Source organism: Pseudomonas sp. 5.2 (assembly GCF_059025405.1).
The window spans coordinates 1-15,253 of the sequence record NZ_JBYBHH010000011.1 but is presented as its reverse complement, the minus strand read 5'-3'; the positions used below and the strand labels follow the sequence as shown (position 1 = coordinate 15,253).

Genomic DNA, 15,253 nt, shown 5'->3' with positions numbered 1-15,253 from the left:
GCGCGGCACCTGTGGGAGCTGGCTTGCCAGCGAAAGGCCCGCAAAGCGGGCCCGGCACTCTCAGCCCAAGCGCCCTACCGGCGCATACGGCGCCGGGTCGATGATCGGCTCAGCTCCGGTCAGCAAATCGACGAACAGCTGGCAAGACGCGGGCGCCAGCACCAGCCCATTGCGGTAATGCCCGCAATTGAGCCACAACCCATCATGCCCAGGCACCGGCCCGATATACGGGATACCTTCCGGCGACCCCGGCCGCAGCCCTGCCCAATGCCCCACCACCGTGGCCTCTGCCAGTTCCGGCAGCAACTCGACCGCCGAAGCCTTGAGGCTTTCCAGCGCCTGCTCGGTCGGGGTTTTGTCGTAACCAGCATGCTCCAGCGTGCTGCCCACCAGAATATGCCCGTCACGGCGCGGAATGGCGTAGCGCCCCTTGGCCAACACCATGCTTGGCAAGAAGTCTTCGGCACACTTGAACAGGATCATCTGGCCCTTCACCGGCTCTACCGGCAGTTCCAGGCCCAGCGTGCGCAGCAGGTCGCCGCTCCAGGCGCCTGCGCTCAGTACCACTTCATCGGCATCGATCACGCCGTCCGCCGTCTGCACACCGGTAACGCGCTCACCCTCATGCCGGAAGCCTGTCACCTGGCAGTGCTCACGCAAGCTCACGTTCGGTAGCGCCAGCAATGCCGCCTTGAGCGACTTCACCAAGCGTGGATTACGCACGTTGGCCACACCCGCCATGTAGATGGCGCGCTTGAAGCCAGGGCCCAGCACCGGTACGGCGTCATAGGCCGCCGAGATATCCACAGCACTGAGCGGGCGTCGCTCGCGCTCGGCCCAGGCCAATGCCTCGGCTTCATCATCCAGGTCCAACCAATACAACCCGGTGGAATGCACCTGAGGATCAATGCCCGTGGTAGCGAACAGGTGCTCGCCCAGTTGTGGATAAAAATCCTGGGACCAATGCGCCAAAGCGGTTACCGCCGGGCTGTAGCGCCATGGGTACAGCGGCGAGACGATACCGCCGCCGGCCCAGGACGACTCGCGGCCGACCTCCCCCTGATCGCAGACCACGACCTGCCCGACGCTCGCCGCCAGGTTGAATGCCGTCAGCAGGCCGATAACCCCGCCGCCGACCACCACTACTTGCTTGCTCATCTGTCGATCCAAACACCTGAAGTAAAACCGCGATGCGCCGGGCATCATTCATTCTTCAGCTTCCCCAGCATCGCTCGCGGCCTTCCAGGCTGCCCGGGTTGCTCTGCACGCCGCTTTGGTCGAGCTGAAAATCACCACAGCGGTCATCGGCCATCAGGCCATTCGGCAGCCGCCTTGCGCTCAGCGTAAAGGTATCGCTGCTGCGCTGGGCCTGCAGGCTGTAATGACGGTTGGCAGTGGGCAAGGCCAGCTCGCCTTCGGCGTATTGGCCCGTGCGCACGCGGTGGCGCTCCAGGCGCAAGGCAGCGTCATGCAGCAGGCCAACCACTTCACTGCGTGCGGCTCGCCGAAGCTGGTCGCTGTAACTGGGGTAGGCAATGGCTGCCAGAATGCCGGTCACGGCCACGACAATCAACAATTCGATCAGGGTCAGGCCTTGCTGCATGTCAAGGTTCCCCCAATCGTTGTCGCCAGAGGATGCGCCGCACCTCATCACCTGACAGGGCATACACCGCTTCAAGTACATGGCGCGACTCGACCTGTCGGCTGACGGCAGTCACCCTGAACAAGGTGGCCTGTTGGCCCTCGGGCAAGTGGGCGACGCGGTCGCTTGTGCCAAGGTTTTGCACCTGAAAATAGCCGCTTTCGATGCGCTGCCAGCTGCCTTGCAAGTCGTGCGGGCGTTGTGGCGGCTGGCAGGGCTTGCACAGCGGGGGCGTAACCAGCTTTAGCTGGTCAACAGCCAGCAGCAGTGTCTGTTCGGCTTCCTCAAGTGCCTTGAGCCCATCACGCCAGTAGCCGGCCATGCGTGTTTCAACCAGCGCATCTCGCAGCGCCGAGGCCGCGATCAGACCAAGCAGCAAGCTCAGCACCAGCGCCAACAGCAACACCACGCCGCGTTGGCGCTTCACAGTTCGGGCACCGGGTTACGCAGCGCCACACTCAGCGCATGCTGCTGTTCGATGCGCAGGGTGGGCTCGTACAGGGTCAGGTGCACATCTACCCGCCCGCCCTGCGGTGTTTCGACGAATGCCACGCGCATCTGGCGCACATGGTCGACCAGCGGTTGCGGAGTGCCTCGTCGCCGGAACTTCAACGTACCGTCCTCCAGCGCATACACGTGCCGGCTGATAGGGAACGCCAATAGCTGACCGCGGCTTTCAGCTCGGCCCTTGTACACGTGGGCCTCGTCGGTGCAGTTGGTCAGCAGCGTCCAACCTGGAGCACCGCTATGCCCTGGCAGCTCGGCGACCACCAGGCTCAGGCTAGTGGGGCTCACGTGCAGCGGTCGGGCGAACGCCTGAAGTGCTTCCGGGTCGTTGAAATCGCCGGGCTGCAAGCGCAGGCAACCGAACATGCCGGCCATGCGAATATCCTGGGCCATGCGCTGCAAGGCCAGCCGGGCATCATCCTGCAGGCGTGCGGCCATACCTTGCAGCCGCCAGGTTTGATGGGCAGACACGAACAGCTGGCTAGCCGCTGCCAGCAGCCCCAAACCGATGGCGAGCGCCAGTACCCCTTCAAGCAGGCTGAAGCCGCCTTGTGCGCGCTTCACCGCTGCACCTTCCGCGCATCAGCTGCCCTGCTCCGCTCTAGCTGCGTGTGTTTCAACAAGGCGGCCTGCGCGTCGTGCCGTGCGCTGTCGGTTGCCTGCAGTGCGCGCACCTGCAGCGCAGCAGCGGCAAACAGGCCCACTGCCACGACCACCATGGCCAGCAGTACCTCGAGAAGCGTCATGCCCCCTTCCATCGTTCGCATCCCTGCGCCCCCTGCGACTTTTCCTGCAGCTGTTTAATCACTGGGCGACTGGATCAATTGCCCTGCGACGTTGAAGCTGAAGCGAAGCACGTCCAGGGAGAAATGCACGGTGCGGCAACAGGGTGCAACACTGATACAAATGATGTTGGCGCTGGCCATGGCGGCCGTTCTGACACAGCTGGGGATGCCGGCCTACACCGGGCTTTCTGATGACTTACATAGCGCAGCCGCAGCGCGGGACTTGGCCCAGGCACTGCGCAGCGCGCGCAGCCACGCCTTGCTGCAAGGCCAGACAGTGCGGGTGCAGCCGATGGAGGGCGATTGGGGTAAGGGTTGGCGTGTGGTGCTTGAACACAATCAGCAGGTGCTGCGTGAACACCGCTTGTCGCGGCCGCTGAGAATTGCCCACAACACCCCGGGGCAGGTGAGGTTCAGTGCAGTAGGTGTTCCGCTGGGGCGTAGCAATTCAACACTGGAGATCTGCGAGCGCGCCTCCCCCACCGGCCAGCATCACGTCGTGCTGTCGACCAGCGGCAGAATCAGCGTGCGCACAGGGGAGCCCGAGCGGGGCTCTCTGTGCGCACGCTCTTGATCAGATCAGCGAACGAACCCGCAGCTCTTTGGGCATCGAGAACGTGATGTTCTCTTCACGCCCATCGAGCTCTTCGGCGCCAGAAGCGCCCCACGCCTTGAGCTGCTCGATCACACCACGCACCAGCACCTCTGGGGCAGAAGCACCCGCCGTGATGCCGATGCGGGCGGCGTCGCCAAACCAGCTGCGCTGCAGGTCCTCGGCACCATCGATCAGGTAGGCCGGGGTGCCCATGCGCTCGGCCAGCTCACGCAGGCGGTTGGAGTTGGAGCTGTTCGGGCTGCCGACCACCAGTACCACGTCACATTCGTCGGCCAGTTGCTTGACTGCATCCTGGCGGTTCTGGGTGGCGTAGCAGATGTCATCCTTGCGCGGGCCACCGATGTTCGGGAAGCGCGCACGCAGGGCATCGATGACACGGCTGGTGTCATCCATCGACAGCGTGGTCTGGGTCACGAAGGCCAGGTGGTCCGGGTCGCGCACCTGCAGCTTGGCAACATCCTCCTCGTCTTCGACGAGGTAGATGGCGCCGCCGTTGCTGGCGTCATACTGCCCCATGGTGCCCTCCACTTCCGGGTGCCCGGCGTGGCCGATGAGAATGCACTCACGGCCGTCGCGGCTGTACTTGGCCACCTCGATGTGCACCTTGGTGACCAGGGGGCACGTGGCATCGAACACCTTCAGGCCACGCCCGGCCGCTTCCTGGCGCACGGCCTGGGAAACGCCATGGGCGCTGAAGATGACGATGACGTCGTCAGGCACCTGCTCCAGCTCTTCGACGAAGATGGCACCGCGGTTGCGCAGGTCTTCGACCACGAACTTGTTGTGCACCACTTCGTGGCGTACGTAAATCGGCGGGCCGAAGACTTCCAGGGCACGGTTGACGATCTCGATCGCCCGGTCGACCCCCGCGCAAAAGCCGCGAGGGTTGGCGAGTTTGATTTGCATGCTCGGCTCCAGGCTTACAAGGCCTTCACATCGAGGATCTCCACCTCGAAGCTCAGGGTCTTGCCAGCCAGTGGGTGGTTGAAGTCGATGGTCACCTGCGCGTCATCGAAGGCTTTGACCACGCCCGGCAGCTCGGCGTTGGCGGCGTCGTTGAAGATCACCAGCAGGCCTTCGGACAACTCCATGTCGGTGAACTGCGAGCGCGGCATCACTTGCACATTCTGCGGGTTCGGTTGGCCGAAGGCGTTCTCCGGGGCCACGGTGACGGTGCGCTTGTCGCCGGCCTTGAAGCCGAACAGCGCGGCTTCGAAACCGGGCAGCAGGTTGCCGTCACCGACCTTGAACATGGCGGGCGACTTGTCGAACGTGCTGTCGACCGTGTCGCCGTTTTCAAGGTGCAGGGCGAAGTGCAAGGTGACTTCGGTGTTCTGGCCAATACGGGTGTCAGTCATGGACAGGCTCCTCGGACTTCTTGCTCTTGAACATATCCAGCGCCAGCATCACCGCACCAACGGTGATGGCACTGTCGGCCAGGTTGAAGGCCGGGAAATAATGGCGGTTCTGCCAGTGCACCAGGATGAAGTCGACCACGTGGCCAAGCACGATGCGGTCATACAGGTTACCCAGCGCACCACCCAGCACCAATGCCAAGGCGACGGCCAGCCAGGTCTCGCTGCGCCCCAGGCGCTTGAGCCAGACCACCAGCACCGCACTGACCACCAGGGCGATCAGGGCGAACAGCCAACGCTGCCAGCCGGAGCTGTCGGCGAGGAAGCTGAACGCCGCGCCGGTGTTGTAGGCCAAGGTCCAGCTGAAGTAGTCAGGAATGACCACGATCTGCTGGTACAGGCTCAACTTGCCTTCGAAATAGACCTTGGTGACCTGGTCAAGGACCAGGACCACCAGGCTCAGCCAGAGCCAGGCAAGGCGCCCGAAGCGCCCCGCAACAGGGTTAGGCATAGTGGCGCACCTCGCCCGAACCGCTCAGGTTGTCGACACAACGGCTGCAGATTTCCGGGTGCTCCGGGTGGCTGCCAACGTCGGCGCGGAAGTGCCAGCAGCGGCCGCACTTGGCGTGGCCAGACTTGACCACTTTCAACTTGAGGCCTTCGACGTCGGTCGCCACGGCATCAGCCGGTGCCTGCACGAACGGCACCACGCTGGCAGCTGAGGTGATCAGCACGAAGCGCAGTTCGTCGCCCAGCTTGCTCAGGTCGGCGCTCAGGCCTTCTTCGGCGTACAGGGTAACTTCGGCTTGCAGGTTGCCACCGATGACCTTGGCGGTACGCTGATTTTCCAGCTCCTTGTTGACCGATGCCTTGACCGCCATGACGCGGTCCCAATAGGCACGGTCCAGCTCGGTGCCTTCCGGCAGCTCGCTCAGGCCCTGGTACCAGCCGTTGAGCATCACCGACTCGTTGCGCTCGCCCGGCAGGTACTGCCAGATTTCGTCGGCGGTGAAGGCCAGGATCGGCGCGATCCAGCGCACCAGCGCTTCGCTGATGTGGTACAGCGCAGACTGGCACGAACGGCGCGCGACACTGTTGGCGCCGGTGGTGTACTGGCGGTCCTTGATGATGTCGAGGTAGAAGCCACCCAGCTCCTGCACGCAGAAGTTGTGGATCTTCGAGTAGACGTTCCAGAAACGGTACTCGCTGTAGTGCTCTTCCAGCTCGCGCTGCAGCAGCAGCGTGCGGTCCACTGCCCAACGGTCCAGGGCCAGCATGTCCTCTGGGGCCAGCAGGTCGCGGGACGGGTCGAAGCCCGACAGGTTGGACAGCAGGAAGCGCGCGGTGTTGCGGATACGGCGGTAGGCGTCGGCACTACGCTGCAGGATCTGCTCGGAAACCGCCATCTCACCGGAGTAGTCGGTGGCCGAAACCCACAGGCGCAGGATGTCGGCACCCAGGGTGTTGTTGACCTTTTCCGGCTCGATGGTGTTGCCCAGCGACTTGGACATCTTGCGGCCGTTCTCGTCCACGGTGAAGCCGTGGGTCAACAACTCGCGGTACGGCGCGTGGTTGTCAATGGCGCAACCGGTCAGCAAGGACGAGTGGAACCAGCCGCGGTGCTGGTCGGAGCCTTCCAGGTACAGGTCGGCGACCGGGCCGGTAGCGTGGCCGATGTCGTGCGAGCCACGCAGCACGTGCCAGTGGGTGGTGCCGGAGTCGAACCACACGTCCAGGGTGTCGGTGATCTTGTCGTACTGGCCGGCTTCGTCACCGAGCAGTTCGGCGGCGTCCAGCTTGAACCAGGCCTCGATGCCTTCTTGCTCGACGCGCTTGGCCACGGCTTCCATCAGCTCGACGGTACGCGGGTGCAGCTCGCCGGTCTGCTTGTGCAGGAAGAACGGGATCGGCACACCCCAGTTGCGCTGACGCGAGATGCACCAGTCCGGGCGGTTGGCGATCATCGAGTGCAGGCGCGCCTGGCCCCAGGCCGGGACGAACTTGGTTTCTTCGATGGCCTTGAGCGCGCGCTCACGCAGCGGCTCGCCGGTGGTTGGCTGCTTGTCCATGCCGACGAACCACTGCGCGGTGGCGCGGTAGATCAGCGGGGTTTTGTGGCGCCAGCAGTGCATGTAGCTGTGGCTGATGGTTTCGGAGTGCATCAGCGCGCCGACTTCGCCCAGCTTCTCGACGATGGCCGGGTTGGCCTTCCAGATGAACTGGCCGCCAAAGAACTCCAGCGACTCGACATACACGCCGTTGCTTTGCACCGGCGTGAGGATGTCGTCGTTGACCATGCCGTAGCGCTTGCAGGTGACGAAGTCGTCTTCACCGTAGGCAGGTGCGGAGTGGACCACACCAGTACCGGCGCCCAGCTCGACGTAGTCAGCCAGGTAGAGTGGCGACAGGCGATCGTAGAACGGGTGGCGGAAGTTGATCAGCTCCAGGGCCGAGCCTTGGGCGGTCGCAACCACCGAGCCTTCCAGGTTGTAACGCTTGAGGCACGACTCGACCAACTCTTCAGCCAGCACCAGCAGGCGCTCGCCAGTGTCGACCAGGGCGTACTTGAACTCCGGGTGGATGTTCAGCGCCTGGTTGGCAGGGATGGTCCACGGGGTGGTGGTCCAGATCACGATGGCGGCAGGCTTGGCCAGCGAGGCCAGGCCAAAGGCGGCGGCCAGCTTGTCGGCGTCGGCGACCGGGAAGGCCACGTCGATGGTCTGCGACTTCTTGTCGGCGTATTCGACTTCGGCTTCGGCCAGTGCCGAACCGCAATCGAAGCACCAGTTCACAGGCTTGAGGCCCTTGAACACGAAACCTTGCTTGACCATCTCGGCCAGGGCACGGATTTCACCGGCCTCGTTGGCGAAGTTCATGGTCTTGTAAGGGTTGTCCCAGTCGCCCAGCACACCCAGGCGGATGAACTCGGTCTTCTGCCCTTCGATCTGCTCGGCGGCGTACTCGCGGCACAGCTCGCGGGTGCGGTCGGCGGACAGGTGCTTACCGTGGGTGACTTCTACCTTGTGTTCGATCGGCAGGCCATGGCAGTCCCAGCCCGGCACGTAGGGCGCGTCAAAGCCCGCCAGGGTCTTGGAACGGACGATCATGTCCTTGAGGATCTTGTTCAGCGCATGACCGATGTGGATCTTGCCGTTGGCATAGGGCGGGCCGTCGTGCAGGACGAACTTCGGACGATCCTTGCCAATTTCGCGCAGCTTCTGGTACAGGCCAATGCTGTCCCAGCGCTGCAGAATCTGCGGTTCGCGCTGAGGCAGGCCGGCCTTCATCGGGAAGGCGGTGTCCGGAAGGTTTAGCGTGGCTTTGTAGTCGGTCATTTCAGGCTCTTCGTTAGCGGTTGAGCGTGCCAATGTGCACGTGCGGCGGCGATGTCCGCGTCGATCGCCGACTTCAGCGCCTCAAGGGAGGCGAATCGCTGCTCTTCACGCAGCTTGTGGTGGAACTCCACCGTCAGACGCCGGCCATACAGGTCGCCGGCATAATCCAGAAGATGAATCTCCAGGTGCGGGCGCCCATCACCGGCAACGGTGGGGCGCACGCCGATATTGCCGACACCCGGCCAGGCCTTGCCGTCGATTTCGATGCTGGCCAGGTAAACCCCGGACAACGGCACGCGGCGGCGCTTGAGCTGGATGTTGGCGGTGGGCGTGCCAAGTTGGCGCGCGAGTTTTTGGCCGTGCAAGACCCGGCCAGTGATGCGGTACGGGCGGCCCAGCAGGTGCTCGGCCAGTTCGAAGTCGCCTTCGGACAACGCCTTGCGCACTTCGGTGCTGCTGACCCGCAAACCATCCTGGATAACCGTGTTGGCGGCTTCGACGGTGAACCCGTACTTGTCGCCAGCCTCGACCAGGAAGGCAAAATCGCCTGCGCGGTCGCAGCCAAAGCGGAAGTCGTCGCCCACTTCAAGGTGCCGCACGCCCAGGCCGTCGACCAGGATGGCCTTGACGAACTCATCGGCGCTGAGCTTGCTCAGGCGCTGGTTGAATGCCAGGCACAGCACGCGGTCGATGCCTTCGGCGGCCAGCAGCTCGACCTTGTCGCGCAGCCGAGCCAGACGCGCCGGGGCAGTATCGGGGGCAAAGTATTCGCGCGGCTGTGGCTCGAAGATCACCACGCAGGTCGGCAGGCCAAGTGCTTGGCCGCGCTCGCGCAGACGCGCCAGGATTGCCTGGTGGCCGCGGTGAACCCCGTCGAAGTTGCCAATGGTGGCGACACAGCCCCGGTGCTCGGGGCGCAGGTTGTGAAGACCTCGAACCAGCTGCATAACGCGCTTCTTGCTCATAAAGTGGCCGATTATAACCACACCCGGGCGCCGGTGACAGGCAGCAGCGCCCAGGGGTGGCGTGGAATGCGAAAAACCGACGCCTGACGTGCGCTAGGCCTCAGTGCAGGGCCTTGCGGGCAAAATGCCGAGGCCGGAAGCCGCACAGGTACAGGCAGCCGAAATACGTCACGATGCCCGCCAGGATCAGCGCCCCGAGACGCACGAAGCGCTCGAGCATGCCGCCCTGCTCCCAGGCCGGCATGACGTGCATGCCCGCCAGCAAAACCGCCGACATCAATGTAACTGCCAATACCAGCTTGAACAGAAAGCGTGCCCAGCCCGCTTGCGGCTCGAACAGCCCTTGGCTGCGCAGCTTCCAGAACAGCAGGCCGGCATTGAGGCAGGCACCCAGGCTGATCGCCAGGGCCAGGCCAGCATGCGCAAGCGGGCCGACCAGGACCAGGTTCAACAGCTGAGTACAGACCAGCGTGAACACCGCGATCTTCACGGGTGTCCGGATATTCTGCTGCGCATAGAAGCCTGGTGCCAGTACCTTGACCAGAATGATCGCCAACAGGCCCACAGAATAGGCCATCAACGCACGTTGGGTCATGGCCGCATCGAACGCGCTGAACTTGCCGTACTGGAACAGCGCCACAGTCAGCGGCTCGGCGAGAATGGCCATGGCCAGTGTGCAAGGCAACACCAGCAGGAAGCACAGGCGCAGGCCCCAGTCGAGGATGCGCGAGTATTCTTCGCGGTCCTTGTTGGCGTAGGTCTTGGCCAACGTCGGCAGCAGGATGGTGCCCAGGGCCACGCCGAGCACGCCGGACGGCAGCTCCATCAGGCGATCGGCGTAATACATCCACGACACCGAGCCGGCCACCAGGAACGAGGCGAAGATGGTGTTGATGATCAGCGATATCTGGCTGACCGAAACGCCGAGGATTGCCGGCAGCATCTGCTTGAGCACGCGCCATACACCGGTGTCGCGCAGGTTCAGGCGTGGCAGTACGAGCATGCCGATCTTCTTCAGTGCCGGCAGCTGGTACAGCAGTTGCGCCAGGCCGCCGGCCAGTACACCCCAGGCCAACGCCATGATTGGCGGGTCGAAATACGGCGTGAGCACCACGGCGAAGAAGATCATCGCCACGTTCAGCAGGGTCGGGGTAAACGCCGGGACCGAGAATCGGTTCCAGGTATTGAGGATCGCCCCCGCCAGCGACGACAGCGAAATCAGCAATATATAAGGAAAGGTCACCCGCAACAGGTCGGTGGTAAGCGCGTATTTTTCGGCGCTGTCGACGAACCCAGGCGCTGTCGCCCACACCACCCAGGGTGCTGCGAGGATGCCAACGGCCGTGACCAGGGCCAGGACCAGCGTCAGCAGGCCGCTGACATAGGCAATAAAGGTACGGGTCGCTTCCTCGCCCTGCTGGGTCTTGTATTCGGCCAGAATCGGCACGAACGCTTGCGAAAACGCCCCCTCGGCAAAAATTCGCCGCAGCAGGTTGGGCAGCTTGAACGCGATGAAAAAGGCATCAGTGGCGATGCCGGCACCAAATACACGCGCCAGGATGGTGTCGCGCACAAAGCCCAACACCCTGGAAATCATGGTGATTGAGCTGACTGCGGCCAGGGATTTGAGCAGATTCATCGAAAAGATTCACGTCAGAGACAGAGGACGCTGCAGACAGCGTTCGAATGTGCGATACTCCCGCGCCTTCGCAGGGGAGCCAAAAATTCCCGAGTTTACAGGTCGCGCAGCAGAAAGGAATCTTTCCCTCTTGTTGGCGCACCGCTCGGCGGAACCTTGCAGGTGGCCTTGACATCCGTTCGACTGATCGGCATGATTCGCGGCCTATTTTGTTTGCTATTTACCTAAAGTCTTTCGAGGAGCTCGACGGTGGCCAACACACCTTCCGCCAAGAAACGTGCAAAACAGGCTGAGAAGCGTCGCAGCCACAACGCCAGCCTGCGTTCCATGGTCCGCACCTACATCAAGAATGTAGTTAAAGCCATCGACGCAAAAGACGCTGAAAAAGCGCAAGCCGCTTACGTTCTGGCTGTGCCTGTAATCGACCGTATGGCCGATAAAGGCATCATCCACAAGAACAAAGCTGCTCGCCACAAAGGCCGTCTGAATGGCCACATCAAGGCGCTGAAAGAAGCTGCAGCTGCCTAAGCGACATGCTTGTCAAAAAACCGACCCTAGGGTCGGTTTTTTGTTGCCTGCGATTTTTAATTGCATGGGCTTTGTGTAGGAGCAGCCTTGTGCTGCGAAGAGGCCGGTGTAAGCACCTGACATCAAGGGTGCCTGCACCGGCCTCTTCGCAGCACAAGGCTGCTCCTACACAAAGCTAGGGCCGCATTAGGCGGCCCTGGCATGCATCACTTGGCTATCTGGATCTTCGGCGCCCACTGCAGCCATTGATCCTCTGCCTTGTCGAACAGGGCAAAGGTTTGTTGCGGCCGCGCCGGGTTGCCCATCTGCTCACCATCCGGGGTGGCAAAGGCAATACCGCCATCGATCAGTGTCTCCAGCGACTCGGTACGCACCGTAGCGCCCTTCAACAGCCCCCAATCGAAACCAAAGCCACTGCTGTTCCAGAAGCGGCTGCCGCTGCGCACCAATGCGGCATAGCGCGGCTCGATAAGGATATGGATCAGCACGCGGTCGGCGCTCTGGCCCAGCTCGAAGCCTGTCACCTTGCCGACTGCAACTTCACGGTAGGTCACCGGCACACCCGGCTTGATCGAGCCACGCCGCGGTGCACTGAGCGTCAACGGCAAGCCCACCTCAGGGCCAGCCACCTCTGGGGCATCTGCCAGGGCAATGAAATCACGCTGCGTGCCTCTGTCTTTGGCCGCCGGCTGCACTTCCAGGTATTGCCCTCCAATCAAGGTGTCGAGGTTTTCAGTGCGCACCAGGCCCAGCGCAGGCTTGACCACCCAGAACTGGGTGCCGACCCGGGCAATACGCTCCGCCGCTTCAGTAATGCGTGCCCGCAACAGCACCGCCTGCAAGTCTGCGGTCAGGTCGACGCTCTCAATACTGCCAACGTCCAAGCCACGGAAGCGGATCGGTGTACCTGGCTTCAAGCCATCGGCGCGGTCGACACGAATGGTGATCAAGGTACCCGCACGATTGACCGCCTCCTCGCTGTCATGCAGGCGGAAGCGTGGAATATGACGCTTGAGCGCCACATCAGGCCTTGGCGTGTCGAAGGCGATACCGCCCGCCATCAGCGTTTGCAGTGATTCACTTTTGATCTTGATGCCCGACAACCCACCGGTCAGGGTAATACCACTGACATTCCAGAAGCGCGACGAGCCGTTGACCAGCTTCTCGTACTCCTTCTCGATGTGCACACCGATCAGGATGCGGTTGCTGTTGCGGGCGAACTGGTAGCTCTGCACGCTACCCACTTTCACCTGGCGATACATCACCGGGCTCCCGACTTCCAACGAACCCAGGGTATCGGCGAACAGCACCATGTGCAGGCCCGGTGCCTTGAGGTCCAGCGGCGGCGCCTTGGGCCGAGCTTCGAACTCACGCAGCGGCTTGGCGCCCTTCTCGCCGGGGCGAATGGCAATGTAGTTACCTTTTACCAAAGCCTCCAGGCCCGTGATACCCGCCAGCGAGATGGACGGTTTGACCACCCAGAACTGTGTCCCTTCGACCAGGTAGTCCTCGGTCAGCGGGTCGAGGGTGAGCTCGGCCATGGCGCTGCCGAGGTTATCCTCCATCTTCAGTGCTTTCAGCGAGCCGACCTGTATGCCTTTGTACATCACCGGCGTGCGACCAGCCTGCAGGCCTTCGTAGTCACTCAGCTTGACCTTGATGCGAATGCCGGCCTGGGCAGCATCGAAGTCTTCGTACAGGCGGAACGGCAGGCTGGGGTCGGTTGGCGGGCTGTCCTTGCGGTATTCCGGTGTCGCGAAAGCAATACCGCCGGCGACGATGCTCGAGAGCGACTCGCTGCGCACTTTCACGCCCGACAGGCTGGCATCGATACTGATGCCGCTGGCATTCCAGAAACGCGTGTGTTTGCGCACCAGGCTGGCGTAGGCGGGCTGGATGAATACCTTGACCTCGACCGTATCCTGGTCATCGGAAAGCCGATAGCTCTTCACCCGGCCGACCTGAATCTGCTTGTAGAAGACCGGGCTGTCGCGGTTGAGCGACCCCAATCGATCGGCCTTGAGCGTCAGGTGCAAGCCGGGCTCACTGTCGGACAAGGGCGGCGCCGTGGACAAGGCGGTAAAGCGCTTGGCCTTCTCCCCTTCGCCAGGGCTGACGGCGATGTAGTTACCCGAGACCAAGGTTTCCAGGCCAGAAATACCCGCCAGGCTGACGCTTGGCTTGACCAGCCAGAAGCGCGTACCGGTTGTCAGGTGTGGTTCTGCCGCCTTGTTCATCTCAATGGTGGCGATCACCCCCTGGTTGTCACCCTTGGCGTCCAGCACCAGGGACGTCACCTTACCGACCGGCATGCCCTTGTAGATAACTTCGGTCTTGTTGGCGACGATCCCTTCACCGGTGGTGAAACGAACTTCGATTTCTACACCCGCATCCCGATACGCCTGCCATGCCAACCAACCGCCGATCATCAACGCAATCAGCGGCAGAATCCAGATGGCCGACCAGTTCGAGGCTGGGCGGGTTTTTGCCGTAGGCAGGTCACTCATGGTCGTCATCCGACTCCGTGTTATCCCAAATCAGTCGGGGATCGAAAGTTAAAGCAGCGAGCATCGTCAGGATCACCACAGTGGCAAAGGCGACAGCACCCAGGTTGGCTTCGACACTGGCTATTCGGCCGAAATTCACTACCGCCACCAGAATGGCGATGACGAAAATATCGAGCATGGACCAGCGTCCGATGAATTCGATGAAGCGGTACATCAGGATCCGCTGGCGCGCAGAAAGCGGCTGTCGGCGTTGAACGGAGTACAACAGCAAGCCTATGCCCACCAGCTTGAAGGTGGGCACCAGGATACTGGCAATGAAGACCACCGCCGCAATGGGCACCATGCCGTGCTTGAGCAGGGTGATGACGCCCGACATGATGGTATCGGGGCTGCCCTGGCCGAGCGTGCTGACGGTCATGATCGGCAACAGATTGGCAGGGATGTACAGAATGGAAGCCGCAATCAACAGCGCCCAGGTACGCACGATGCTGTTGGGTCGACGGCCATGCACGATGGCGCCACAGCGCGTGCATGTCTGCGAGGCGCTGTCGGCCTCCTGCCTGTTCAGTTCGTGACACTCATTGCAGACAAGGATGCCTGCATCAATCGCCCGCATGGAGATCCTCCCCGGAAAGCGCACTCCAGATCTGATGCGGTGACATCACCACTTCAAGCCACACCTGAATCAATAACAAACTGATGAAGCAGAATAGGCCCAACCCGATGGTCAACTCGGCCAGGTCTACCAGTTTGACGATCGCAACCAGCACGCCCATGAAGTAGACCTCGAGCATGCCCCAGTCGCGCAGATGGTGATAGATGCGATAGCACAACAGGCCATAGCTGCGCCCTACATCCAGGCGAATACTCAGCAGCACCGCCAGCTGGCACAGCAGTTTTGCCAGGGGAATGGCCATGCTGCACAGGAAAACCACGACGGCCACGCCACGCATTTCGGAGTTGTAGAGGCCTAAGACGCCACTCCACACCGTATCGTCGGACGTCTGGCCAAGCAGGTGCAGCTGCATGATCGGCAGAAAATTGGCCGGCACGAACAGCAAGAGGGCGGTGAGCACGAGAGCTAGGCTACGGTTGACCACGTTGTGCCGGTGGGCGTAAAGCTCATAGCCGCAGCGCGGGCATTGGGCCTTTTCGTCATGCTGCAGCACGGGTTTGCGCATCAACAGGTCGCATTCGTGGCAAGCAACGAGTTCGTCCAGCGGCAATTTGGCCAGTGCTTCGGGTTCGACAGGGTTGGGCATATCGAGCTTCTGAATGGATGCGTGGGCTCTATTCTAGTGATCTGGCTCAAAATGTGGGAGGCGACTATTGACCGGTGTGCAACTGCAGGTTCCCGCCGGTGTTTAGGCCTGG

At 62.3% G+C, this 15,253-nt stretch carries 16 protein-coding genes; 2 read left to right on the top strand and 14 right to left on the bottom strand.

The window, feature by feature from the left end:
• Positions 1 to 60 precede the first annotated feature (60 nt).
• Genes thiO through AC5PZ0_RS17355 form a run of 5 tightly spaced genes read right to left on the bottom strand, consistent with a single transcriptional unit; the run spans position 61 to position 2,916 of the window.
• A complete protein-coding gene (gene thiO, locus AC5PZ0_RS17375; protein WP_493855391.1) occupies positions 61 to 1,158 on the bottom strand; it encodes a glycine oxidase ThiO in 1,098 nt (365 codons plus the stop codon).
• A 55-nt stretch (positions 1,159 to 1,213) separates the two neighbouring features.
• Positions 1,214 to 1,603 (bottom strand): type IV pilin protein, encoded by a 390-nt coding sequence (locus AC5PZ0_RS17370; RefSeq protein WP_027594569.1) that lies wholly within the window; start codon positions 1,601 to 1,603, stop codon positions 1,214 to 1,216.
• 1 nt (position 1,604) lies between these two features.
• On the bottom strand, positions 1,605 to 2,069 hold the full coding sequence (locus tag AC5PZ0_RS17365) for a hypothetical protein (RefSeq protein WP_099428272.1): 465 nt from the start codon (positions 2,067 to 2,069) through the stop codon (positions 1,605 to 1,607).
• Entirely contained in the window at positions 2,066 to 2,713 is a 648-nt protein-coding gene (locus AC5PZ0_RS17360) for a PilW family protein (protein ID WP_493855390.1), read from the bottom strand. Before AC5PZ0_RS17360 ends, AC5PZ0_RS17365 begins: the two co-directional genes overlap by 4 nt.
• Positions 2,710 to 2,916 (bottom strand): prepilin-type N-terminal cleavage/methylation domain-containing protein, encoded by a 207-nt coding sequence (locus tag AC5PZ0_RS17355; protein WP_085274286.1) that lies wholly within the window; start codon positions 2,914 to 2,916, stop codon positions 2,710 to 2,712. Before AC5PZ0_RS17355 ends, AC5PZ0_RS17360 begins: the two co-directional genes overlap by 4 nt.
• Before the next feature lie 109 nt (positions 2,917 to 3,025).
• Between AC5PZ0_RS17355 and AC5PZ0_RS17350 the strand changes: the two genes are divergently transcribed.
• On the top strand, positions 3,026 to 3,508 hold the full coding sequence (locus tag AC5PZ0_RS17350) for a GspH/FimT family pseudopilin (protein WP_186683239.1): 483 nt from the start codon (positions 3,026 to 3,028) through the stop codon (positions 3,506 to 3,508).
• On the opposite strand, the gene ispH is transcribed toward AC5PZ0_RS17350, so the two are convergent.
• The 6 genes from ispH to murJ form a co-directional block, all read right to left on the bottom strand.
• Entirely contained in the window at positions 3,509 to 4,456 is a 948-nt protein-coding gene (ispH, locus tag AC5PZ0_RS17345; protein ID WP_027594574.1) for a 4-hydroxy-3-methylbut-2-enyl diphosphate reductase, read from the bottom strand.
• A 14-nt stretch (positions 4,457 to 4,470) separates the two neighbouring features.
• On the bottom strand, positions 4,471 to 4,908 hold the full coding sequence (fkpB, locus tag AC5PZ0_RS17340; RefSeq protein WP_085274283.1) for an FKBP-type peptidyl-prolyl cis-trans isomerase: 438 nt from the start codon (positions 4,906 to 4,908) through the stop codon (positions 4,471 to 4,473).
• A complete protein-coding gene (gene lspA / locus AC5PZ0_RS17335) occupies positions 4,901 to 5,416 on the bottom strand; it encodes a signal peptidase II (RefSeq protein ID WP_027594576.1) in 516 nt (171 codons plus the stop codon). Before lspA ends, fkpB begins: the two co-directional genes overlap by 8 nt.
• Entirely contained in the window at positions 5,409 to 8,240 is a 2,832-nt protein-coding gene (ileS, locus tag AC5PZ0_RS17330) for an isoleucine--tRNA ligase (RefSeq protein ID WP_493855389.1), read from the bottom strand. Before ileS ends, lspA begins: the two co-directional genes overlap by 8 nt.
• Positions 8,237 to 9,187 (bottom strand): bifunctional riboflavin kinase/FAD synthetase, encoded by a 951-nt coding sequence (gene ribF / locus AC5PZ0_RS17325; RefSeq protein ID WP_027594578.1) that lies wholly within the window; start codon positions 9,185 to 9,187, stop codon positions 8,237 to 8,239. The genes ileS and ribF overlap by 4 nt, the downstream gene beginning before the upstream one ends.
• A gap of 118 nt (positions 9,188 to 9,305) precedes the next feature.
• Positions 9,306 to 10,844 (bottom strand): murein biosynthesis integral membrane protein MurJ, encoded by a 1,539-nt coding sequence (gene murJ / locus AC5PZ0_RS17320; protein WP_099428269.1) that lies wholly within the window; start codon positions 10,842 to 10,844, stop codon positions 9,306 to 9,308.
• A gap of 249 nt (positions 10,845 to 11,093) precedes the next feature.
• On the opposite strand from murJ, the gene rpsT reads away from it, so the two are divergent.
• On the top strand, positions 11,094 to 11,372 hold the full coding sequence (gene rpsT / locus AC5PZ0_RS17315; RefSeq protein ID WP_003247625.1) for a 30S ribosomal protein S20: 279 nt from the start codon (positions 11,094 to 11,096) through the stop codon (positions 11,370 to 11,372).
• A gap of 206 nt (positions 11,373 to 11,578) precedes the next feature.
• Here rpsT and AC5PZ0_RS17310 read toward each other — a convergent pair whose 3' ends face one another.
• From AC5PZ0_RS17310 to AC5PZ0_RS17300, 3 genes are read right to left on the bottom strand one after another with little or no spacing between them, the layout of a single operon-like run.
• The gene (locus AC5PZ0_RS17310; protein WP_027594580.1) at positions 11,579 to 13,879 is read right to left on the bottom strand and encodes a PqiB family protein; all 2,301 of its coding nucleotides are present in this window, start codon (positions 13,877 to 13,879) and stop codon (positions 11,579 to 11,581) included.
• Positions 13,872 to 14,495, bottom strand: coding sequence for a paraquat-inducible protein A (locus AC5PZ0_RS17305; protein WP_099428267.1), 624 nt, complete (start codon positions 14,493 to 14,495; stop codon positions 13,872 to 13,874). The genes AC5PZ0_RS17310 and AC5PZ0_RS17305 overlap by 8 nt, the downstream gene beginning before the upstream one ends.
• Complete coding sequence (locus AC5PZ0_RS17300; protein ID WP_493855388.1) at positions 14,482 to 15,141, bottom strand: paraquat-inducible protein A; 660 nt, start codon at positions 15,139 to 15,141, stop codon at positions 14,482 to 14,484. Before AC5PZ0_RS17300 ends, AC5PZ0_RS17305 begins: the two co-directional genes overlap by 14 nt.
• Positions 15,142 to 15,253: the final 112 nt, after the last annotated feature.

Excerpts from the sequence above, each read along its gene's own strand:
- murJ (WP_099428269.1), bottom strand. The coding sequence starts at position 10,844 with ATGAATCTGCTCAAATCCCTGGCCGCAGTCAGCTCAATCACCATGATT.
- lspA (WP_027594576.1), bottom strand. The coding sequence starts at position 5,416 with ATGCCTAACCCTGTTGCGGGGCGCTTCGGGCGCCTTGCCTGGCTCTGG.
- AC5PZ0_RS17305 (WP_099428267.1), bottom strand. The coding sequence starts at position 14,495 with ATGCGGGCGATTGATGCAGGCATCCTTGTCTGCAATGAGTGTCACGAA.
- ileS (WP_493855389.1), bottom strand. The coding sequence starts at position 8,240 with ATGACCGACTACAAAGCCACGCTAAACCTTCCGGACACCGCCTTCCCG.
- AC5PZ0_RS17355 (WP_085274286.1), bottom strand. The coding sequence starts at position 2,916 with ATGCGAACGATGGAAGGGGGCATGACGCTTCTCGAGGTACTGCTGGCC.
- fkpB (WP_085274283.1), bottom strand. The coding sequence starts at position 4,908 with ATGACTGACACCCGTATTGGCCAGAACACCGAAGTCACCTTGCACTTC.
- AC5PZ0_RS17300 (WP_493855388.1), bottom strand. The coding sequence starts at position 15,141 with ATGCCCAACCCTGTCGAACCCGAAGCACTGGCCAAATTGCCGCTGGAC.
- AC5PZ0_RS17370 (WP_027594569.1), bottom strand. The coding sequence starts at position 1,603 with ATGCAGCAAGGCCTGACCCTGATCGAATTGTTGATTGTCGTGGCCGTG.
- ribF (WP_027594578.1), bottom strand. The coding sequence starts at position 9,187 with ATGCAGCTGGTTCGAGGTCTTCACAACCTGCGCCCCGAGCACCGGGGC.
- thiO (WP_493855391.1), bottom strand. The coding sequence starts at position 1,158 with ATGAGCAAGCAAGTAGTGGTGGTCGGCGGCGGGGTTATCGGCCTGCTG.
- AC5PZ0_RS17310 (WP_027594580.1), bottom strand. The coding sequence starts at position 13,879 with ATGAGTGACCTGCCTACGGCAAAAACCCGCCCAGCCTCGAACTGGTCG.
- ispH (WP_027594574.1), bottom strand. The coding sequence starts at position 4,456 with ATGCAAATCAAACTCGCCAACCCTCGCGGCTTTTGCGCGGGGGTCGAC.